The sequence below is a fragment of the Thermoanaerobacter sp. RKWS2 genome, assembly GCF_026240795.1.
Taxonomy (GTDB): domain Bacteria; phylum Bacillota; class Thermoanaerobacteria; order Thermoanaerobacterales; family Thermoanaerobacteraceae; genus Thermoanaerobacter; species Thermoanaerobacter ethanolicus.
Map to the genome: position 1 here is coordinate 2,738,324 of NZ_CP110888.1, position 22,198 is coordinate 2,760,521.

A 22,198-nucleotide genomic window follows, 5' to 3' on the forward strand; every position below is an offset into this window, starting at 1 on the left:
CACTCCTATCCTATTGCGCCTTCCAGCTCAAGTTTAATGAGCCTATTCATCTCCACTGCATATTCCAATGGCAAAGCTTTAGCTATAGGCTCAACAAAACCTCTTACAATCATAGCCCTTGCATCGTCTTCGCTTAAACCTCTGGACATGAGGTAAAATATCTGTTCATCGCTTATTCTTCCCACTTTCGCCTCATGACCAATGTCCACATTGTCATTTTCTATTTCTATTACTGGCATTGTGTCAGACCTTGAAATATCGTCCAACATCAAGCCTTCACACTGGACAGAAGCCTTTGCACCTTCCGCATTAGGTCCTATTTTGAGAAGTCCTCTATAGCTTGATATTCCACCATCTTTTGATATACTCTTTGCTAAAACCTTTGAAGAAGTATGAGGAGCTAAGTGTATCATTTTTGAACCTGTATCTAAATGCTGCCCTTTTGCAGCAAAAGTCACACCGGTGTATTCCGCCTTTGCTCCTTCTCCTTTTAATATAGAAGCAGGATAAAGCATTGTCTTGTGGCTTCCAAAAGAGCCGGATATCCACTCTATAATGCCATCTTTCTCAACAATTGCCCTTTTTGTATTTAGATTATAGGTATTTTTACTCCAGTTTTCTATAGTAGAATAAATTATGCGAGCCCCTTCATTTACAAAAAGTTCTACGCAACCTGCATGTAAGTTTGAAACAGAATACTGTGGTGCAGAACAGCCTTCTATAAAATGTACTTCACTGCCTTTGTCAGCAATTATGAGAGTGTGCTCAAACTGTCCGCTTCCTGGTGCATTCATTCTAAAATAAGCCTGAAGTGGAACCTCCACTTTGACCCCTTCTGGAACATAAACAAATGTGCCTCCGCTCCATATTGCAGCGTGAAGGGCTGCAAATTTGTGATCATAAGGCGTCACGTTTTTTGTCATAAAGTACTCTTTTATTATGTCAGGATATTTTTTTATTGCAGTGTCCATGTCCTCAAATATGACACCCTGTTGAGTAAGGCTTTCTTTAATATTGTGATATACAACTTCAGAGTCGTATTGAGCACCTACTCCCGCCAATGCTTTTCTTTCCGCCTCAGGAATCCCCAACCTTTCAAAAGTACGCCTTATCTCTTCTGGAACTTCATCCCACGACCTTTGCATTTTTGCACTTGGGCGTATATAGGCAATAATAGAATCTATGTCAAGTTGACTTAAATCAACACCCCATGTGGGCATAGGCATTTTTTGATATATCTCCAAGGCTTTTAATCGAAAATCCCTCATCCAGGAAGGTTCATTCTTTTGCTCAGATATTTCTAAAACAACTTCTTTAGAAAGTCCTTTACCTGTCTGATACTCATACTTTACGTTGTCTTTGACGTCGTATATGCTAAAATCTATTTCCTTTATATCTGGTTTTTTCATTATTTTCGCCTCCTATGGGTTACACGCCATTTCTCACAAAGTCATAACCCTTTTCTTCAAGAATCTTTGCAAGGTCCCTGTCACCACTTTTTACAATCTTTCCATCCATTAAAACAGATATTACATCTGGCTCAAGGTAATCCAATATCCTGTTGTAGTGGGTGACTATTAAGATAGACATCTCTTCAGTCTTTAGCTTTTTGACCGCTTCCGCGACAACTTTTAAGGCATCTATATCAAGACCAGAGTCAATTTCGTCAAGCATTACAAGTTTAGGCTTTAGAAAAGCCATCTGGAGTATCTCAGTTTTTTTCTTTTCCCCTCCAGAAAAACCTACATTTAAATACCTACTTCTGTACTCGGATTTCATGTCTAAAAGCTCTAATGTGTTTTTCATGTCTTTTGCAAATTGAAGCATCGACACATTTTGGCCTGTCACAATATTAACAGAGGTCCTTATAAAATTATCCACTGTTATTCCGGGTATTTCTTCAGGGTACTGAAAAGACAAAAAGATGCCCTTTTTTGCCCTTTCATTGACTTTTAGATTTGTTATATCTTCTCCTTCAAATAAAATCTGTCCTGAAGTCACTTTATATTTAGGATTCCCCATGATGGAATTGCACAATGTGCTTTTACCACCACCATTGGGTCCCATAATTGCATGTATTTCTCCTTTTTTTATTGTTAAATTAAGCCCTTTAAGGATATATTTGTCCTCAACTTCTACATGCAAATCCTTTATTTCTAACAATGTTTCTCTCATCTTTTACAACTCCTTTTTAATTCCGACTATTTTAATAGGAATACTCAAGCAATACTATTATACACCACCTAAACAACCAAATCAATAGAAAAAGACACAAAATTGATAATTATTTTCATTTAATAAACATATGTCAATAATTATCTATAAAAATATAAGAAGTCGGGACTTCAATTTCCCCGACTTCTTATATTTCGTCAACTTCCACAAACTTAGCCAGTATGTCATCTACTGGAATTATGAGATATTCCTCTCCCTCGTGTTTTATCTTGGTACCTGAAAACTCTTTATATATAACCCTATCCCCTACAGCAAGCTCATCGGAGGCACCTGCTGCAAGAGCTTCAATTACTCCCTGATTTAATTTTTCTTCAGCAGTCTTGGGAATTATTACTCCGCCTATCTTTTTCTCTTCAGGCTCTTTTTCCAATTTAATAAGTGCATGGCCATTTATAGGTTGTATTTTTGTCATAACTCCTTCTCCTTTCTTTTATTATTTTTTACCGCTATTATTACATTATTTATTATACCTCACTTATAAGAAAAGGTACAAGAACAAAAACTTATTGTTCAGTAATTCCCAGCAATCTATTAAGCTTAGCTTTATCAAACCCTACTACAATTGTGCCATCAATATCCGTCTGAGGCACACCTCTTTGGCCGCTCCGCCTTACTAATTCTGCTGCCGCACTTGGATTTTTGCTCACGTCTATTTCTCTAAAAGGTATATTGTGTTGTCTTAAATATGCCTTTGTAGCATTGCACCAGGGGCAAGAGGGAGTGGTGTAAACAGTCACTCTGTGGGCCTTTTGACCTTTCCCATCAGAAGCTTTTGAAGGAGCGACAACTAAAAGTTTTTCATAATATTCTTTGCTTTGAAGTCCAAATACAAACTGCCAGGGCTCTTTATCCTTGAAAAGTATCACTGAAGGCACTACTTTGATTCCATATTGTGGATGAATATCTCTTATCTCAGAAGCATTTACTACATAAACGGGCACTTTAGGATTGTCTTCACTGAATTTCTTCATGACCTCTAAAGCTTCAAGACTCTTTTGTGAAGAATTAGAATAAAACATTAGCATAAAAAATTCTTCTTTATTTTTTACTTCTTCAAAGTGCTGAGTATCCTTTATAAACTCTAACATCAAATCACCTCTTTAAATATTTATGTTATCCAAAATCAAAAATTTATATAAGCAAAATTGCAATTCCTTTTTATTACAAACCGTTATAAACTACGGCTACCCCCCATAAGTATTGGGTCGCAATTTATATTATAAGGAAAACTATTTTAAAAATCAAGATATTTTTAACAATCCTCCTTATTGAATTAAGTAAGAGCCTCTCTGCTCTTAGAATGACAGATAAAAACTCCCCTTAGTTAGAGGGGAGTCAGTTTGTTGACAAAGTTAAAAAATATTCAAAGGAGATATTTTGCATCGTCGCTCCGATGTTCCAAAGCGACAAAACTAAAGCTCGACCTTCGGGCTCCGGCAGGGTACCTACGTCAGGTGGCATCCATGCCTTAAGGTGCCCGCCTCCGCCCTCCTTGGCTTCGGCCCTGCCTCCACCCTCGGTCTTGCTAAGTTTCCCGGCACTCAAGTAAGAAAGTTTATAAAGCAAAAATAGAAAAGACAAGCATACTTACTTGAGTGCCGGGCCGCTTTGTAACAAGTCGCTCCTTATGCAAAATATTTCCTTTACGAAAGTTTGTCTACAGTCTGACCCCCTTAGTTAGAGGGGAGTTTGTTTAATACATACACTTTTTCCTTTTCAATATATTTTATTACTTCTCTATAAACAAATTCCTCAAAATATTCTGCCTCTTTATAGGTAAATATTCCATCTTTCAAAACCGTATCATAGCAAAATATTGGAGAATATTCTTTTAATTTTTCTATTTTTTTAGCTTGCTCCTTTACCATTCTAAAAGCTCCAATATTGACATCTTGTATACCTTCTTTAGGTATTTTTGAAAAAACATATTCCACAAAATTTTTATATATTTTTTCAAATCCTTCTATATACATCACTGGTTCAATAGAAATTCTAACTTTTAAACCCTTTGATATGGCCCTTTTTATGCTTTCTATTCTTTTACTGAGAGAAGGTGTTAGTTTTTCATATTTATCGATGACCGGTTGTGGCAACAATGTCCATGCGAAAATTACATTAGAAGGTATGTCGATAAATTCTACGGAAGAAAAATTGGCGCTTTTTGTTCGTATTTCTATTACAAGGTTTTTATTCCCTTTGGCATATTCAATCCACTGTTTAGTAAAGCCTGTAAGGTATTCTAAAGCAAGTAAATCCGTCTCATAGGATATGCTTAAATAGACCTTCTGGTCCTGTGTAAGTTTATCTATTTCTTTAAAATAGTCCTCAATATTCACAAAAATAACAAGATGTCCTGAAGGGTACATACCCTGTAAATAGCAATAATCACAATCATAAATACAATTGAATATATTTGATGTATGGTAAAAATTGATATTTCCAAAGTCTTCACAAAGCTTAGAACCTTTATATATAAAATCATATCTTTTTTGGGCCAATATAAGATTTTGCCTTTCTTTTTGTATAAGGTAGTTTTGATTAGGTCTATTGAAAACCTCACTATATCTGTCAATAAGCACTACTTTACTTTTAGGAAATTTCTTTAAAATATTTTGCGTTATAGGATTAGGAAGTACCTCCTTCTCAACGTAAATGTGAGAGAATTTTTTCAAAAGCCTTCTTCCTTTCTTCTTTATTATTTACCTGTACATCATAAAAGTTTTCTAAAAAATCTATACCTTCACTTTTTCTAACCTTATAATGTAGGCAAGCTTTATAAAAAATTTGCTTTTGACTTACCGTAAGTTTTAGCTTTTGTGAAAGAAAATTTATAATTTCTCTTTCATAAAAGGAAAATATTTCGCTAGTCTTAAAACTATTTTTCAATATTTTAATAAATTCATCTATTTCCTTTAACTTGTTTTTTATTAACTCATAAATTTTATCTTTAGACACATCCTCGAAATCTGTACTATCAGAGACAATTTTTAAAATATAAATTCTGTGGGTCTCAAAAAATTTAGAGGCTGCTTGATAAAAGCCGCTGGTTTCCATATCACAAAGTCTTGCTGTCATCAAACCTTTATCTTTTACTATATAGTTAAAAGTCTCTATATCGCTTTCTTCAAAAGGATGATTTACCAAGATATCAGGTATATAATTTTTCTGAGTTTCATTGTCTACAATTTTGTTAATAAGGTATATGTTCCCTATTTTTTCATCAATATCTTTCGAACCACATACACCAAGGTTTATTATAAAGCTTTGTGGATCCCACAAATATCGAGTTGCCGCATGAGAAACAGCTATACTGCTATTTATTTTGCCCACTCCTGTTACTACCAACGTTATTTCTTCATTTTTAAAAACTTGAAAATATCGATTTTCTACATCTTTTTTAAGCCAAAATATTCAATTAGAGGTTTTGCCTCAATATATAAAGCGGTTGCGATAAAGACCATCTTAGCACCTCTTTCAAGAACATATAAAATTTGTGTCAAGAGAACTCTCTTGACACAAATTTTTATAACCCCACTTTTTCTAATAAAAGCCTCACATCTGCTTCTCTTTCTAATATATGGTTATTTAAAGCTTCAAATTTCTTGTCAATGCGCTTAAATTGAAAGTTTATCTCCGTAAGAGATTCAGTGTTTCTTGCCACTTGTTCAAAAGTACTTGTAACAATATTTTCAATTTTATCCACTTTTTGTTCGAGCCTATCTAACCTCTGTTCAAAAGTGTCCATCCTATGTTCAAAGTTATCCATTCTTTGCTCTAACTTATACATCCTTTGCTCAAAATTGTCCATTCTTTGTTCTAATTTGTCTATCCTTTTTTCAAACTCAGTAAATTTAACTTCTAACCTGTCAATGCGGTTTTCTAAATTCTCAAGCCCTGTGTCAATACTGTTAAGTCTTTCTAATACAAGGTTTAATAATTCTTCACTTGACACAAAAAGCTCCCCCTTTATTCTTTAATGACAAGCCTGTAATACTCTTTTTTGCCCTTTCTTATTAAAATGCTATTATCTTTTATCATATCATCTTTTATATATTCATCAATGCTTTCAACTTTTTCATTGTTTATATACAGTCCACCTTGTTGAACGAGCCTTCTACCCTCACTCTTTGAAGGTATTATCTTTGCTTCAAAAAGCACATCTAAAATTTTTTTACCTAAAACATCAGAAGAGACAGTAACAGAAGGCACATTATCTAAATCTCCACCACTTTCAAATAAAGCCTCTGCCGCCTTTTGGGCTTTTATAGCCTCTTCCTCTCCGTGTATAAGTTTCGTGACCTCATATGCCAATATTTTTTTCGCCTCGTTTATCTCTTTATCTTTTAATGCCCCTAATCTTCTCACTTCATCCATAGGCAAGAAAGTGAGAAGTGCCAGGGCCTTTTCCACATCCGCATCAGCTATATTTCTCCAGTATTGATAGAATTCATAAGGAGAAGTCTTATTCGGGTCAAGCCACACTGCTCCCTTTTGTGTTTTTCCCATTTTCTTCCCTTCACTGGTTGTAAGTAAAGTAAATGTCATACCATAAGCCTGTTTACCTTCTTTTTTTCGTATAAGCTCTATGCCAGCAATAATATTAGACCATTGATCGTCTCCGCCCATTTGCATTACGCAATTGTATCTTCTGTTTAATTCAAGAAAATCATAAGCCTGCATCAGCATGTAGTTAAACTCTAAAAAGGAAAGGCCTCTTTCTAATCGGGACTTAAAGCATTCCGCTGTAAGCATTCTATTTACAGAAAAATGAACCCCTATATCTCTTAAAAATTCAATATAGTTTAAGTTTAAAAGCCAGTCAGCATTATTTGCCATGATGGCTTTGCCATTCGAAAAATCAATGAGTCTTTGCATCTGCTTTTTAAAAGCTTCAGCATTTCTATCTATTTCTTCTTTAGTCAACATCTTTCTCATATCAGTCCTGCCGCTTGGGTCTCCTACCATCGCTGTGCCACCGCCTATTAACACAATAGGCCTGTGGCCTGCTTTTTGCATGTGAGACATCACCATAATTTGAAGAAAATGTCCCACATGTAAGCTATCAGCAGTAGGATCAAAGCCTATGTAAAAAGTAATTTTTTCTTTTTCTAAAAGCTCTCGTATTTCCTCTTCATGAGTCATTTGCTGAATATATCCTCTTTCTTGCAAAACATCAAGTACAGACACGATAATACCTCCATCATCTTATTTTTGTATATTGTATCAAATGAAAAACATATTTTCAAATATTTTTGACAATATAATTTTATCACTTTATAATATTTACTATCAACAAATAAAAGAGAAGTGATTGTATGAATTACAAAGTCTATGCTACAGGTAATAAAATAGAAAAGTTTTATTCTGATGCAATAAAAGAATATCAAAAGAGGCTGAGCCGATTTTGCAATATCACTTTTTCAAGCTACAAAAATTCTCAAAAATTACCTTTTCAAGAAACGGATAAATATTACAAAATAGTAATATCACCTGCAGGTAAATCCTTATCTTCAGAGGAATTGGCAGAAAAAATAAAAGAGTTTGAACTTACTGGAATAACAGATATATTAATAATCATAGGAAATGAAGAAATTCATTGTAATGAGACCATAAGCATAAGTAGCATGAAAATGAGTTTAGGTTTGACTTCTACTATTTTCTTTGAACAGTTATATAGGGCATATAAAATTTTAAACAATGAACCTTATCACAAGTGATTTTCTCCACTAAAAGCTAAATAAATCTGCTCTAAAAGTATAAGTCTCATAAGCTGGTGAGGAAAAGTCATTTTAGAAAAAGAAAGATTTAAATGAGACTGTTTCTTTATATTTTCCCACAAGCCCAACGATCCACCTATTACAAAGGTCATTTCTCTATAACCAGATTGAAAAGTCGCCTTTATAAATTGGGAAAATTTATATGAGTCTATTTCTTTTCCTTCTATAGCAAGAGAAACAACAAAGCTTCTCTTTTTTATTTTAGAAAGAACTCTTTCTCCTTCTTTACGCAAAATCTCCTTTTTTCTTTTTCACTTAAATTTTGAGGAGCTTTTTCTTCTTCTACTTCTTTAATTTCTATTTCACAATAAGGGCGCAATTTTTTTAAATAAAAAACTATTCCATCGCTTATATAGTTCTCCTTTATTTTTCCAACAGCTATTATATATATCTTCATTATTAAGTCCCTCATTTTTAAACTACAAGATATTTAGGTGGCTCATCGCAAAAATCACATTTATGAGGTACCAGCCAATCAGTAAAAGAAACTTCATCCAATTTGTAAATATCCGGTGGTTGTTCGTACACTTCGACAAATTCTTCAATGGCATCCTCTAAATGCTTTTCACACACAACAAACATAAAATCTCTCCTATTCTCCGAGAGTTATAGTAGTATATCCTGTCTTTCCCGATACGGTTTGGTACTTAACTTTTATTTTGTCACCTGGATTTTTTTCATAAATAATACATTTTAAACTTGTCATAGTATTTACAGGTCTTTCATCTATCTCCAAAATAATATAGCCTTTTCTAATGCCAGCTTTATAAGCAGGACCTTTAGGGTCAATATCTGCCACATATATCCCTTCATATATATAAACATCTGCGGAAATGTAACTGGCAATTTCTTTATCATACGCAACTATGCCAATATAAGGTGCTTTAAATGTACCCGTTTCTATCACTTTCTTAAGTATAGGCTTTACAATGTTTATAGGTATAGCAAAGCCCAATCCTTCAGCAGTTGTTACCTTCGCAGTATTTATTCCAATTGCATAGCCTTGAGAATCCACTAAAGGCCCTCCGCTATTCCCTGGATTTATAGAAGCATCTGTCTGTATCAAGTCTTCCATGATTCGCGGTTTTCCATCCTCAGTAATGGGAAGGCTTCTATTTAAAGCGCTTATTATTCCAGAAGTAACCGTCCTTTGAAACCTAAGACCTAAAGGATTTCCAATTGCTATTGCGGTTTGCCCTACCGATATCTTGTCAGAATCTCCCAAAGGTATAATTGGTAAATCTTTTGCATCAATTTTTAAGATAGAAAGGTCTAAAACAGGGTCAGTCCATAAAACTTTACCCGGAAGTATACTGCCATTGCTTAAATATACCTTTATATTTTTGGATTTTTCATTAGCTACATGATTGTTTGTTATAATATAGCCATTTGGATTAACAATAAAACCTGAACCTACGCCTTCTACAGCCTTTTCTATAAAATAATACTCTCTTTGAAATTCTACAGTAGTAATTCCCACAACAGCAGGAGTATCCTTTTTCGCCACTACTTCCGCTATTGTAGGAGATTCTTTTGTTGGTATCACTACTTCTGTTCTTATTCCTGAAGAAGGAGGATAAGGTATAGGAATAACCTTACCCCATAAATATTTTGGTGCAATATATACAAATACTAAAGAGATAACCAAAGAAACTATAATTGCAACAGCAAAAAAACTCTTCAATTGACGCTGCATAATATCACCTCACTAAATAGGATGAGATATTATGCAGCACATTATACTCAAAATTTTATAGCTTTTTTACTCTTTTACCCTTACTATATCAGCTCCTAATTGTTGAAGCTTTACTTCCATCGCTTCATAACCTCTATCTATATGATAAACCTCCATAACCTCTGTCGTACCCTCAGCAGCAAGCCCTGCTATAACCATCGCTGCACCTGCTCTTAAGTCTGTCGCATAAAGAGGTGCACCTGTCAATTTCTCTACGCCTTCAATTATTGCAGTCCTTCCTTCTACTCTTACTTTCGCTCCCATTTTCTTTAACTCATTTAAATATTTAAATCTATTTTCATATATATTTTCAGTAATGACACTTATACCATCAGCCAAAGCCAAAAGCACCGCAAAGGGCTGTTGCATATCTGTTGGAAAGCCAGGATAAGGTAAAGTTTTTATATCAACATGTTTTAAAGGTCCTTCTCTTCTTACTCTTATCACATCGTCGTATTCTTCAACAATGACGCCCATTTCTGCAAGTTTTGCAATAATTGCTTCTAAGTGATTTGGAATTACTCCTTTTATATACACATCACCTTTAGTTGCGGCAGCTGCCACCATGTAAGTTCCTGCTTCTATTTGGTCAGGAATAATAGTATAGTGACATCCGTGAAGCTTGTCTACGCCTGTTATCTTAATAGTATCTGTACCAGCACCTTTGATATTCGCTCCCATGGCATTTAAAAAGTTTGCTACATCAACTACATGGGGCTCTTTTGCACAGTTTTCTAATATCGTTACCCCTTCAGCTTTAACTGCTGCCAACATCAAATTTATAGTAGCACCTACACTCGCCACATCAAAATATATATGATTCCCTACTAATTTATCAGCTTTAATCCTTATAAGTCCATGTTCTATAGTAGTCTCCGCACCTAAAGCTTCAAACCCTTTAATATGCTGATCAATAGGTCTTACACCAATATTACACCCACCTGGCATAGCTATTACTGCCTCATTAAATCTACTTAAAAGTGCACCTATAAGATAATAAGAAGCCCTCATCTGGCTTGCTAAATCTCGAGGAGGGTAAAAGGAATTAAGCCCTTCAGGGGCAATTACTACTTCGTGTTTTTTCTTTTCTACTTTTCCTCCCAGATGGCGTATCATCTGGACTAATAATTCTATATCTTTTATATCAGGCAAATTATCTATCACACTCGGAGTATCAGCCAATAGGGCTGCGGGAAGGATTGCAACAGCAGAGTTTTTAGCACCACTTATCTGTATACTTCCTTTAAGAGGCTTTCCTCCTTTTATTATAAACTTTTCCATTCTTCAATCTTCCCTTCAAATCAATAAAATAAATTAAACTTAAACAGTATCACAATATATACTTTAATACAATTTAAAATATTTTACAAGTATTTAAGGGTTAAAAAAAGAAGAAGAAGGTGGTATTATTTACCTTCCTCAAAATTTCCCGTATAAGCGTTTATGTAATATCTGTTGCCATCCTGAGTAGTTATCCTCCAAACAGGTACTGCTTCTCCTTTAGTAGCACTGCTCCAGTTAAAATAATAGCCTAATTTTATTTCTTTTACAACCATAGGTTTTGCATCCGTCTTTATCTCCACAAGCTTCAAAAGAGCATAAGCCGCATTTATCACCTCTTTTTTCGCCTTTTGCATCACAACAGAACCAAACCAAGACTTTGAAAATTCAAAGCTTTTGTCATCTATTTTCCCTTCCATCCATCCGCCATCTATGAAGTAATCCTTATAGGTTTGAAAATACTTTATCTTTACCTCTTTACCTTGAGAAATTTTTTCAACTTGTACATTTATTTCTTTAAAATGATAATTATTTATAAAATTCTGTACATACTCTTCCTTTTGAGAAGAAGACATATCTTTAAATTTATCGTTCTTTTCAAAATAATAAAAACTAATGCCATCTACTTTGATAGTTTTATCTTCAAATTTAAAAATTGTATATCTATTTTCTTTGTATTTTTCATATTTTTGACTTTTAATAAAATTTTCTAAAACAAAACTTTCATCAAATATTTCTCTCGTTACCTTAACAAGAGGCATTGGCTCTGTCTCTTGCGGAATTGTAGTTTTCAAAATTATGTTGTTTTGCAATAAGACTTCCTCTATTGAATACAAATCTTGCCTTGATAAAAGCTGGGGTTGCGGTTTATTAATTTTAGCAATAGTTAGATATAAAAGAACATTCAAAATCGCAAAGGTGATTATCAGCACTGTCTTTGCTTTAGACCAGTTCATAATTTATACCCCATTGTAAATCAACTTTCCATTAAATATGTTTATAAAAAACACTTTATTGTTACTTTCTCCAATCCAAACAGGGATAAATTGTCCCTCATAATACGCATAACCTATTTTTAAATCAGAAAGCGGTTCTCGCCAGTTTATCTCTTTTAATCCCATTGCAAGAGGTTGCTTCAATTTTGCATGAGAAATTAAATAACTTCCATTACTCATCAAATCTAAATACAAAACTCGTGCATATTTAATATTGCCATTTGAAATATTTATTTCGATTGGAAAATCCAGCATTTCTTTTTGCAAAATTCGAAGAGGATAATCAAATATATAATTAAAATAAAAAGTATATTCCCCTTTTTCTTCTTTGAAATCCATCAGATAAATATCGTCAACTTTTATCCCTATTTCCTCCAAAAAGACGACAGATTTTCTCAGTGCAAAAATTTTATCAGTGGGAGAAGCTTCAGAAACAGTGTCATAAAATTCTATATACCCATTTTGATATAAGCGCAGACTTTTTAAACCGTCGGTATAAACAGTACATCCGTTATTCTCGGTAATTTTTCTTACAACAGAGATATTCGTAAAAAATTTTTCTAGAAAATGGGGGTCAGATTCAAAATTTGTTTCTTTACTATATATTTTTTTTATCGAAAACGTTAGAGAAGGTATGTACACGTTTTTTTCAAAATATGCATTGCCTTCCTCATAAACAGATTCACACACACTGACCTCATCTTTAGGGAAATTCTTTATAATGTTTTTTAAATCCTCCATCTCTGAATAATTGAAACTATAAAATTTTTTATTGGCTGCATCCTTCACAAAAATTTGATTTTTGTCTATGTTAACGATAATCTCTTTTACATATACATTGCTATTTATTTTTCTAGACCAGCTATCTCTGTTGCTAAAAATATCTTTTAACAAGTCACCATTTGCACTTTTTCCCATTAAAAACCGCATAAACTTACCTTTTTGTGCGTTTTCCCAACTATTCTCATCGACCACATTTATTTTTTCTTCTTTATTTGAACTAATAAAATCCGTTGTTTTTTTCCATAAAGAAAAGGAAAGATTACCATCTGATACTAAGTACACTTTTCCTTGCAAACCCACAAAAGTGTATTCTGGCCTTATTATACGAAAAATGTCCACCTTTGTATTTGTGGACTTTTTATTAATAAATGATAATTCATTTTGCGGAAAGGATATCCACAGTTTATAAGTTAAATACACGCTAGTTAAAACAAGAAAAAACAATAGCAGTGACTTAATCTTCTCCCTCATCCTTCAAGACCTCTATTTTAAAAGAGATTTTATTATATCCTCAATGGCAGTAATTGTTATTTGCAAAATCCCATCCTTTTTTGTAAGTATCACATGGCCTTTTATTATTTGCAATTGGTCGTCTTTATAAGCTTTTATTACTATATAATTATCTCCATAGCTTAAAGTCAATAATTTTGCGAAAAGCATTGTATCGCCAATTACCCATTTGTCGCTTAAATTATCGTTTAAGATAAGCTCTACAGTAGTATTAGGTTGTCCACTCCCAGAAATTATAAAATATTTGTTGTCCGTTTTTACATCGTTTATATTAGTTTTAACTTTTATGAGGTCATCTGCATATCCATATGACATAAAAAGAGCCATAAACATCATCACTGCTACAAATAAAGCAACTATTTTTTTCAAGGATATCCCTCCTTCTCCTTTATGGTTTTATTATACAGTACTATTATTACAATATTGTTACAGTAATATTAAATTATTATTACGAATTTACTGGTATGGCAGTTTAACCCTCACTATAGTGCCTTTTCCTACTTCGCTTTCTATGTTTACTTCTCCTTTGTGAAGTTCTACAATTTGTTTTACAATAGAAAGCCCCAAACCTGTACCTCCAAGCTCTCTGGATCTGGCTTTATCTACTCTGTAAAACCTTTCAAAGATTCGAGGCAGGTCTTCTTTAGGAATTCCTATACCGTTGTCTTCCACAATGAAGGTTGCAAAATTTTCATCGTATTCTGTCATAACTTTTATCATTCCGTTTTCTGGAGTGTATTTTATAGCATTGGTTACTAAGTTAACTATTACTTGTTCCATTTTATCTTTGTCAATATACACATGCCTTGGCGTTTCTTGAAGGTCTACGATAAGTTTCTGATTTTTTTTATGAGCTTCAATAGAAAGTCTATTTATTACGTCAATTATTACTTCATTTAAATTTTTATGCTCAAATTTGAGGTTTTTGTCTTCAGAATCCATTTTAGATAAAAGAAGCAAATCTTTTACAAGACGTGTCATTCTGTCAGTTTCTGAATCTATTATTTTTAAAAATCTCTTTAAATATTCAGCATCTACGTTGCTGTAAAGAAGAGTTTCAACATAGCTTTTTATGGTAGCAAGAGGAGTTCTAAGTTCATGAGAGACATTTGCCACAAACTCCTTCCTCATGGCATCCAATTTGTGTTGCTCCGTGATATCGTGAAGTACATAAACATATCCTTCTATTTGTTGATTGCTTTTTAGCGGAGCTATGTTAACTGTTAAAACCTTGTTTCCGCAATTCATTGTCGCTACTGCATCTTCTTTTTCTAAATTTAGTATTCCCTCTATTGGCATTCCTAATTCCAGCTTCACATTTAACATTTTCTCGGCAGCCTCATTATAGTGGATTATGTTGCCTTTTGCATCTGTTGCCACAACACCATCGGTCATAAATTGTATAATAGCTTCTATTTTGTTTTTTTCACCTTGAATATCATTTAAAGTCTGTTTTAATCGCAAAGATAAAAAATTAAACATTTCACCTAATTTTCCTATTTCATCATCAGATTTTATCTTTATCGTCACATCAAAATTACCTTCTGCCATCTTTTGAGCATATTTTGTCACTTCTTTGATGGGGTCAGTTATAGTCTTGGACAAAATATATCCAAGCACCATAGTAATTCCAACAGCAAAAAGAGTAGCACTCGAAAGAATCAAATTGACATCCCATAAAGTCTCATATATTCCATTTAAAGAACCGCTAATATACACAACTCCATTTATTTTACCATCGCTATTATAAACTGGCATGGCAAAGCTTTTTATTTTTCCAGTAGAATTATAATCATCAGTCACTTCACTTCCGATTTCTCCTGATAGGGCTTTGACAATAGCAGGAGTCATCATTTTACCCCTATCCCCAGTTGAACTAGCTAAAATATTTCCTTTATTATCCAAAATATACACATACTTTACGTTTGAATTAGGACCCATGTACATATTTATCACATTTTTTAAGCTTTTTGCATCCATGTTGTCTTTAAGGGTAAAAGAAATACCTCGTGCTTGCGCTTCAAGGTAATTGTCAAAGTTATTCATGTGGTAATTTTCAAGAGATTTATAAAGATATACCCATATGATTTCCATTGCTACAAGTATTAACAAAGTATATATGAGAATTATTTTCCATTGAATGCTTTTAAATCTGCTTCTCATCGCTAAAATAGTAACCAACCCCTCTTTTTGTGTGAATAAGCTTGGGGTTACTGGGGTCATCTTCAATTTTTTCTCTCAGTCTTCTTATGGTGACATCTACTGTTCTAATATCACCCAGATATTCATAACCCCATACCTTTTCCAATAGCATTTCGCGTGAAAAAATAAGCCCCTTGTTTAAAATGAGAAATCTCAAAAGTTCAAATTCTCTGGAGGTAAGTTCTATCTCTTTATTGTTTTTTTCTACTTTATATTTCGACATGTCAATTTTTAAATTTTTTACGTAAATGATATTCCCAGACTCGTTTCCATTTAAACTAATTCTCCTTAAATTAGCTTTTACTCGTGCTATGAGTTCTCTTATAGAAAAAGGTTTCGTTATGTAGTCATCAGCTCCCAATTCCAGTCCCAATACTTTGTCTACTTCTTCCTCTTTAGCCGTCAACATCAAAATAGGTATAGTCATTGATTGCCTTAGAGTCCTTAGTACTGAAAAACCGTCTAATTTAGGCAACATCACATCAAGTATTATCAAATCTGGATTTTGCTCTTTTGCTATTTTTAAAGCCTCTTCCCCATCATAAGCTTCATAAGTTATGTATCCCTCTTTTTCCAGATTGTATTTGATTATCTCAACTATAGGCTTCTCATCATCAACTATCAGTATTCTGTAACTCATTTTACTTCCCCCTTGTCTTTTTATAGGGTTAAAGCAAGAAGAGCAACACTCTCCTTGCTTTATTTCACTGAATCTATAAATTTCTCTAAATCTTGTCCTGTAACTTTATAAAAACTCTCACTTAAACTTAACCCTCTCCCCAAATATTTTAAAATATCTCTTATGCTTTGCATCCCATATTTATCACTTATGGCTTTTACTATTTCAAAAGACCTTTTATAGGCCAATGTCTCATCTAATTGGTTAAAGTTATAAGTCAACTCTTTGAGGGAATAGGGTTTATCACCTGTTACACCTTCACCCCAGACAAAACCGTTTTCTCGATATTCTTCCAAAAGGGCTATACCTTCTGTAAACCATACGGGGTAATTGCCTCTCGCAATATCATCTACAACAAGGTGGGCAAATTCGTGTACAATCGGTCCGTCATGCTCAAAGACTTTTTCTAGGTCTTCTGTAGGACTAATCCACAGTTCAGGTGATACTATGCTTATGACTCCATTTAAATAAAGCCCCATCGCAGTATCCCCTTTTGCTAGTGAAAAATCTGTGTTCATTTTTTCAGGGTCATGGTACATTATAATGACGGTTTTACCAGGTGGTTTGTAATCTAAATCTTTAGTAACACTATCATAATGTTTTTCTGCAATTTCTAAAACAAGAGAAACGTATTTTTCATCTGGCATGGTATATCGCACTATAAAGTGCTCACTTTGTGTTGTTTTGTAATCTTTTACATTATCTGTTAAACTATTTTCTTTTATTTCTCTCACATAAGGATAGGAAGCCACCATAATTTTGTTAGCATAATAAAGAGAAATGAACAAAATAAGTGCAATAGCAAAAACAATAATTTTCTTTTTCATCCTGTATCACCTCACATACATTTAAAACCCCGTATGTAATTTATATGTAGAGGCTTTTATATGTATGAAGCGATACAGTTTTTTTGACAAATATAATTACAACTGTATTATAACATTCATAAATACTTGTAGCAACCCTACAAAAATAAAAAGCCCTCCATAGGGCTTGTCACAATTTCATCTATTTAAATATGATAAAGGATTAACTGGAACGCCATTTTTTCTAACTTCAAAGTGGAGATGAGACCCTGTTGCACGACCTGTCGAACCTACCAAAGCAATTTTTTGTCCTTTCGCCACTTTATCGCCTTTCTTAACAAGGAGTTTACTAGCGTGTCCGTAATAAGTAACATAACCATTGTGATGGTCAATTTTCACTAAATAGCCATAGCCACTTTCCCAACCAGAAAATATAACAGTTCCTGCATCTGCAGCATAGATAGGAGTTCCTTCTGAAGCTGCTATATCAACTCCCGTATGAAAACTCCCCCATCTAGGACCAAATCGTGAGGTTATTGTACCTCTCGCAGGATAATTAAAAGACCCTGTAGCAACATAAGATATTCTTTTTGAACCTACGGCAACTATTTTGTTGATAGGATTTTCAAGGACATTTTCGTTCTTTATTTTTTTGAAACCTCAATGCCATTGTAACTTACAACAACAGCAGTTACCTCTTTCAAGCCTTTTTTACCTTCTACTAACACTTTAGACTGATTGGTATACAGTTTGTCATCTTTAGTAAGCTTTGTCTCAAAAGGTATTTCCTCTTTGTAAACTATTCTCTTTTCAGTAACAACCGTGACATTAGGTACAGCAGAAGATAAATATATTATTTGTCCTGGTTTTAAATTTTCTGTAAGGCCAGGATTTAATTTTAAAATATCATCAATGTACATGTCGTGGTCTCTTGCAATAGACCACAAACTATCGTTTTCTTTTACAGTGTATGTAACAGCTTTTTTTACAGGTTGTTGCAATATTTTTAACGCTTCCTCAAAGCTTACTAAATATTTTGGAGGTATGTACTTTTCTTCAATTTTGACATCCTCTTTAAAATATGTTCTATCAGAATCCTTTGCGTATTTATTCTTTAACATTTCAAGAACCTTATTTGCCTCTTCTTCATTTTTTAACGCAGTCACAAACTTGCCATCTACTATTATGGCAGCAGCTTTGCAGCTAAAACTCATAGCATTTTCCAAATTAGCATAAATTTTATGTACATCTGTCAACTCTTTATTTGATACTCTTACCCTTTCAAATTTTATTTGCTGATTTAAAACTATATCCGTTCCTGTCTTTTGCTTTTCTTTTTTATGTAATTCTTCTATAAAACTTTTTACCTCATCTATATTCTTGGTAATTCCAATAGTTTCACCATCTACTGTTATCTTGTAGGCAAATCCTTTTTCATATACAATAAAAGAAAGACCTATGGACAGTGCTACCACAAAAGCTATAATATTGTTCTTGTAAGTCTTTAATAAACCAAGAAAAAACTTATAGCTTTTATCCCCCACCTTCCCCATAGTATTCTCCTTTCTTCTGTTAATCTTTTTTAATTATACCATACTTTTTTGTAAAACCAAATTTTAATTAATGAAATTTTTAGCATCTTTCTATATTGTATGTTATACTTCAAACTAATATTCCTATATATACTTATTTAATTTAACAATATACTCAAATATTCCGATAATTATGTTAAATTCTTTTCAATTGAAGAGGCTATTTCGCTGTGTTATAATATATTCGAGGTGGGGAGGATGAGCGTTTTTAGATTTTTAAACGAAAATGACGATTGGGGAAGTACTCCCATCAGCAATTATTTTATAAATCATTTCATGTTGGATGCCCCAGGCGAATATGTCAAAGTATATATTTTGGGATTGAAATATTGCTATTATGGCAATGAAATACCTTTGAAAACTTTAGCAGATAAATTATTTATGTCAGATATAGAAATTGACAGAGCTTTGAAGTATTGGGAAAAATCAGGCTTAGTTAAATTAAAATACATAGATGGTGAATACACAGTTGAATATCTCCCGGTTATTCCACAACCAACCTCAAATCACAGCGTGTCCTTACAGGACCCTCAAGTAAAACAAATGTTTGAAGCAATTGAATTGACTTTGGGAAGGCCTTTAACCCCCACAGAAATGGAAACATATTTAAGCTGGATAGATGAATACGGCTTTTCCTTGGAAATAATAACGATGTTAGTAAGTTATTGCGCTTCTAAAAACAAAACTTCTTTAAGATATATGGAAAAGGTAGCAATAGCCTGGCATGACGCAGGTCTTAAAACCGCATTAGATGTAGAAGAATACTTAAAAGCAGAAAACAAAAGATGGCAAAATTATAGAAAGATTTTAAATGCTTTAGGCCTTAAAGAGGATGAATTAATGGAATCCCACAAAGAGATGATGGACCGCTGGATGGACGATTTAGGTTTTGATGTAGATGTGATAATAAAAGCCTGCAACGAATGTACTCTTAAATTGAATGAACCCAGTTTCCCTTATATAAATAAAATACTAATCAACTGGTTTAATGAAGGTATAAGAACAGTAGAAGATTTAGAAAATAAAAAGTCCTCTACAAAGAAAAAAACTCCTGTTACCTCAGGTTTTAAAGCTCCTAAAAACTACTTCAACAGCTACTCTCAGAGAAGTTACGACATAGAAGATTTGGAGAAAAAGCTTTTAGCCCATTCAAGGGGTGAATTAAATGAATGAAAACATCATCCATGAAATCCTTAAAGAATATGAAATGAAAAGAGATAAGGCTTTGCAAGAAGCCCTTTACCGTAAAAACAAACTTTATAAAAAAATTCCTGAACTTGAAAAAATTGAGGAAGAGATTAAGAACGTAGGAATCGAAATAACTCAATCAATTTTTAAAGAACCTGAAAAGGGAAGAGAACTTTTAAATCTTTTAAAAGAGAGGTTAAATAAATTAAAAAAGAAGAAGGCTTATCTCTTAGAATCTAATGGATACCCTGAAGATTATCTAGAACCTAAATACGAATGCAACATATGCAAAGATACAGGATATGTAAATGGAAAGCGATGTAAATGTTTTGACCAAAAGCTTATAAATATTTATTATAAACAATCAAGTATAGCCGAAATACTTAAAAAAGAAAATTTCTCTAATTTTAATTTCGAATATTATTCAGACAAACCCTATGAAGATAAGCCTTCCCCAAGAAGCAACATGAAAAATATTGTAGAGTTTTCTCTTAATTTTATAAAAAATTTTGATACTACCGCTGAAAGTCTTTTTTTCTATGGAGACTCGGGTCTTGGTAAAACATTCCTTGCTAATTGTATAGCAAAGGAATTATTAGATAGAGGTAAAAGTGTGATATATCGAACAGCGCCAGATTTAATTGAAGGTTTGAGAATAAACAAGCTTAATGCTGATGGCAGTAGTTATAATAAATATTTGGAATTGTTAAAAGAATGTGACCTCCTTATAATCGACGATTTGGGAACAGAATCTATAACTGCTTTTAGTTTGCAGGAATTTTTTAATATTTTAAATACAAGATTGTTGCTTGGCAAAAAATTTATTATTTCTACAAATTTACCTCTATCAGAAATAATGGCAATTTATCCCGAAAGAATTTATTCACGAATATTCGGCCATTTTAAATTGCTTAATTTCTACGGTGAAGATATAAGACTAAAACGAAAAATGATAATTTAATAGAACCACTCTTGGAAAAATCCACCTGTATCTTTGCCTGTCACACTGTCCACTACGTCAATTAAGTCTTGCGTAGTGGCAATTTTATATTTGTATTTATCGTAATAATTTTGAAGCACTTTTTTGAATTCTTCGTCACCTACCAGATTCCTCAGATTATAAAATACCATTGCTCCTTTGTTATAAGCTATATTAGTGTACTCCTTCCACTCTTTAAAATCTGCCAAAGTCTTAGCAAAAGAAATATCTGAATTGGTATTTAGAAATTTATTAAATTCCCCCTCTATAACAAGCCTATAAATCTCATCAGCTGTTGCCTTACCGTAATACCTTTCTATATACATAATTGTAGTGTACTCCGTCAATCCCTCATCCAGCCAAGATTCTTTTATTTGGTTGTTTCCCACAGCACCATACCACCATTGATGAGCAGTCTCGTGAGCAATTACATATTCTAAATGAAACAAATTAGCTTTTGTGTACAAATCTTTTGATATCATTACAAGATTAGGATATTCCATGCCTCCCATGTAAAAATCAGTCTGTACAACAGAATATTGTTTATAAGGATACTTGCCAATATAATCATTGTAAAACTTAATTGCATCTACAGCAAATTTAAGAGCTTTGTCTCCATATCCTTCCGTAAAATAATAGGATTTAACTTTTATGCCATCTACCTGTTGCTCTGCTATCTTAAATTTCGTACTTAACACCATAGCAAAATCCCTTACTTTTTGTGCTTCAATAACTAATTCTTTGGAATCTCCATAGTTTTTCTCTTCTTTTATTTCTCCAGTGGAAGCAACTATCATGTTTTTAGGTACTGACAATTTTACTTTGTAATTTGCTATATTACTATAAAAAGGATCTCCAAAAATGTAGTACGGATCATTATTCCAGCCATTTTTATCATATACAGAGAGTATAGGATACCAATTTCCTATCTGTACGGTATTGTTCCCATAGCCAAATCTACTTCTACAAGGTGGAATTTGTACTTTGTAGGTCATATTGATTTCTATTGTTTCTCCTTTTTTTAATTCTTTAGGCAAATTTATTTTTAAAATTTCCTCATTAGGTTCTTCCAATTCGTAAGTAGCTGGAATGTCTTTATCAAAAGTAACTTTTTCAATCTCTATAAATCCCGGTTGAAAACCATCAGGATAGGCAAAAGGGAGCTCTCCCTTCGTAAAAGGCAAATTCTCTTGTGTCTTGAAAGCATTTGGATATAAATGAAAGTATATTTCTTTTAAAGGAATATCATTAGTATTTATATATTTTACTGTTTGAGTAGCATAAATTATTTTATTTTGGTCATCATATTTTGCTTCAATTGTGTAAGATGTAAGTTGACTCTCTTCAGGCAAAAGATAAAGCACTAAACCGATAATTACAATTATAGCTAAACCCAATAGTGCTTTTTGTTTTATTTTCATATAACCAGCTCCCCT

General features: G+C 33.1%; 20 protein-coding genes and 3 pseudogenes. 3 read left to right on the plus strand and 20 right to left on the minus strand.

Going from position 1 to position 22,198, the window contains the following annotated elements:
- Positions 1-5: 5 nt before the first annotated feature.
- From sufB to tyrS, 8 genes and pseudogenes are all read right to left on the minus strand, one after another.
- Positions 6-1,409, minus strand: coding sequence for a Fe-S cluster assembly protein SufB (gene sufB / locus OEI98_RS14425; protein ID WP_003871433.1), 1,404 nt, complete (start codon positions 1,407-1,409; stop codon positions 6-8).
- Positions 1,410-1,428: 19 nt separating this feature from the next.
- Positions 1,429-2,175 carry a Fe-S cluster assembly ATPase SufC gene (gene sufC, locus OEI98_RS14430; protein ID WP_003871434.1) on the minus strand — a complete coding sequence of 249 codons (747 nt, stop codon included), beginning with the start codon at positions 2,173-2,175 and terminating at the stop codon, positions 1,429-1,431.
- Positions 2,176-2,362: 187 nt separating this feature from the next.
- Positions 2,363-2,647, minus strand: a complete 285-nt coding sequence (locus tag OEI98_RS14435) for a co-chaperone GroES (RefSeq protein ID WP_003868733.1) — start codon at positions 2,645-2,647, stop codon at positions 2,363-2,365.
- Between the two features lie 91 nt (positions 2,648-2,738).
- On the minus strand, positions 2,739-3,323 hold the full coding sequence (locus OEI98_RS14440) for a glutaredoxin domain-containing protein (RefSeq protein WP_003870761.1): 585 nt from the start codon (positions 3,321-3,323) through the stop codon (positions 2,739-2,741).
- A gap of 585 nt (positions 3,324-3,908) precedes the next feature.
- Positions 3,909-4,907, minus strand: coding sequence for an SPL family radical SAM protein (locus OEI98_RS14445; protein WP_003870760.1), 999 nt, complete (start codon positions 4,905-4,907; stop codon positions 3,909-3,911).
- A pseudogene (locus tag OEI98_RS14450) lies at positions 4,879-5,696 on the minus strand (nucleoside phosphorylase). The gene OEI98_RS14445 and the pseudogene OEI98_RS14450 overlap by 29 nt, the downstream one beginning before the upstream one ends.
- A gap of 62 nt (positions 5,697-5,758) precedes the next feature.
- Positions 5,759-6,187 (minus strand): coiled-coil domain-containing protein, encoded by a 429-nt coding sequence (locus OEI98_RS14455; RefSeq protein ID WP_003870758.1) that lies wholly within the window; start codon positions 6,185-6,187, stop codon positions 5,759-5,761.
- Positions 6,188-6,201: 14 nt separating this feature from the next.
- Positions 6,202-7,422: a tyrosine--tRNA ligase gene (tyrS, locus tag OEI98_RS14460; RefSeq protein ID WP_266038681.1), complete on the minus strand. Its 1,221-nt coding sequence runs from the start codon at positions 7,420-7,422 to the stop codon at positions 6,202-6,204.
- A gap of 128 nt (positions 7,423-7,550) precedes the next feature.
- Here tyrS and OEI98_RS14465 point away from each other — a divergent pair, with 128 nt between their 5' ends.
- The gene (locus OEI98_RS14465; RefSeq protein ID WP_003870756.1) at positions 7,551-7,952 is read left to right on the plus strand and encodes a 23S rRNA (pseudouridine(1915)-N(3))-methyltransferase RlmH; all 402 of its coding nucleotides are present in this window, start codon (positions 7,551-7,553) and stop codon (positions 7,950-7,952) included.
- On the opposite strand, the pseudogene rlmH reads toward OEI98_RS14465, so the two are convergent.
- The 11 genes and pseudogenes from rlmH to OEI98_RS14520 form a co-directional block, all read right to left on the minus strand.
- Positions 7,943-8,409, minus strand: a pseudogene (gene rlmH, locus OEI98_RS14470) (23S rRNA (pseudouridine(1915)-N(3))-methyltransferase RlmH). The gene OEI98_RS14465 and the pseudogene rlmH overlap by 10 nt on opposite strands.
- Before the next feature lie 17 nt (positions 8,410-8,426).
- Positions 8,427-8,594 (minus strand): CxxH/CxxC protein, encoded by a 168-nt coding sequence (locus tag OEI98_RS14475; protein WP_003870754.1) that lies wholly within the window; start codon positions 8,592-8,594, stop codon positions 8,427-8,429.
- Positions 8,595-8,604: 10 nt separating this feature from the next.
- Entirely contained in the window at positions 8,605-9,708 is a 1,104-nt protein-coding gene (locus OEI98_RS14480) for a S1C family serine protease (RefSeq protein ID WP_004399620.1), read from the minus strand.
- A gap of 66 nt (positions 9,709-9,774) precedes the next feature.
- Positions 9,775-11,028 carry a UDP-N-acetylglucosamine 1-carboxyvinyltransferase gene (locus tag OEI98_RS14485; RefSeq protein WP_004399617.1) on the minus strand — a complete coding sequence of 418 codons (1,254 nt, stop codon included), beginning with the start codon at positions 11,026-11,028 and terminating at the stop codon, positions 9,775-9,777.
- A gap of 125 nt (positions 11,029-11,153) precedes the next feature.
- Positions 11,154-11,984 (minus strand): two-component system regulatory protein YycI, encoded by an 831-nt coding sequence (locus OEI98_RS14490; protein WP_266038689.1) that lies wholly within the window; start codon positions 11,982-11,984, stop codon positions 11,154-11,156.
- A gap of 3 nt (positions 11,985-11,987) precedes the next feature.
- A complete protein-coding gene (gene yycH / locus OEI98_RS14495) occupies positions 11,988-13,277 on the minus strand; it encodes a two-component system activity regulator YycH (RefSeq protein ID WP_266038691.1) in 1,290 nt (429 codons plus the stop codon).
- 12 nt (positions 13,278-13,289) lie between these two features.
- Positions 13,290-13,685, minus strand: coding sequence for a hypothetical protein (locus OEI98_RS14500; RefSeq protein WP_003870749.1), 396 nt, complete (start codon positions 13,683-13,685; stop codon positions 13,290-13,292).
- Between the two features lie 87 nt (positions 13,686-13,772).
- On the minus strand, positions 13,773-15,479 hold the full coding sequence (locus tag OEI98_RS14505; protein WP_323053824.1) for an ATP-binding protein: 1,707 nt from the start codon (positions 15,477-15,479) through the stop codon (positions 13,773-13,775).
- On the minus strand, positions 15,463-16,158 hold the full coding sequence (locus OEI98_RS14510; protein ID WP_003870747.1) for a response regulator: 696 nt from the start codon (positions 16,156-16,158) through the stop codon (positions 15,463-15,465). Before OEI98_RS14510 ends, OEI98_RS14505 begins: the two co-directional genes overlap by 17 nt.
- Positions 16,159-16,217: 59 nt before the next feature.
- Positions 16,218-17,024: a peptidase MA family metallohydrolase gene (locus OEI98_RS14515; RefSeq protein WP_003870746.1), complete on the minus strand. Its 807-nt coding sequence runs from the start codon at positions 17,022-17,024 to the stop codon at positions 16,218-16,220.
- A 177-nt stretch (positions 17,025-17,201) separates the two neighbouring features.
- Positions 17,202-18,556, minus strand: a pseudogene (locus tag OEI98_RS14520) (peptidoglycan DD-metalloendopeptidase family protein).
- 237 nt (positions 18,557-18,793) lie between these two features.
- Here OEI98_RS14520 and OEI98_RS14525 point away from each other — a divergent pair.
- Both OEI98_RS14525 and OEI98_RS14530 read left to right on the plus strand, forming a co-directional pair.
- Positions 18,794-19,768 carry a DnaD domain protein gene (locus OEI98_RS14525; RefSeq protein ID WP_004399606.1) on the plus strand — a complete coding sequence of 325 codons (975 nt, stop codon included), beginning with the start codon at positions 18,794-18,796 and terminating at the stop codon, positions 19,766-19,768.
- A complete protein-coding gene (locus tag OEI98_RS14530; protein ID WP_266038698.1) occupies positions 19,761-20,744 on the plus strand; it encodes an ATP-binding protein in 984 nt (327 codons plus the stop codon). Before OEI98_RS14525 ends, OEI98_RS14530 begins: the two co-directional genes overlap by 8 nt.
- Here OEI98_RS14530 and OEI98_RS14535 read toward each other — a convergent pair.
- Positions 20,741-22,183, minus strand: a complete 1,443-nt coding sequence (locus tag OEI98_RS14535) for a M1 family metallopeptidase (RefSeq protein WP_003870742.1) — start codon at positions 22,181-22,183, stop codon at positions 20,741-20,743. The two genes, OEI98_RS14530 and OEI98_RS14535, sit on opposite strands and share 4 nt — an antisense overlap.
- Positions 22,184-22,198 lie beyond the last annotated feature (15 nt).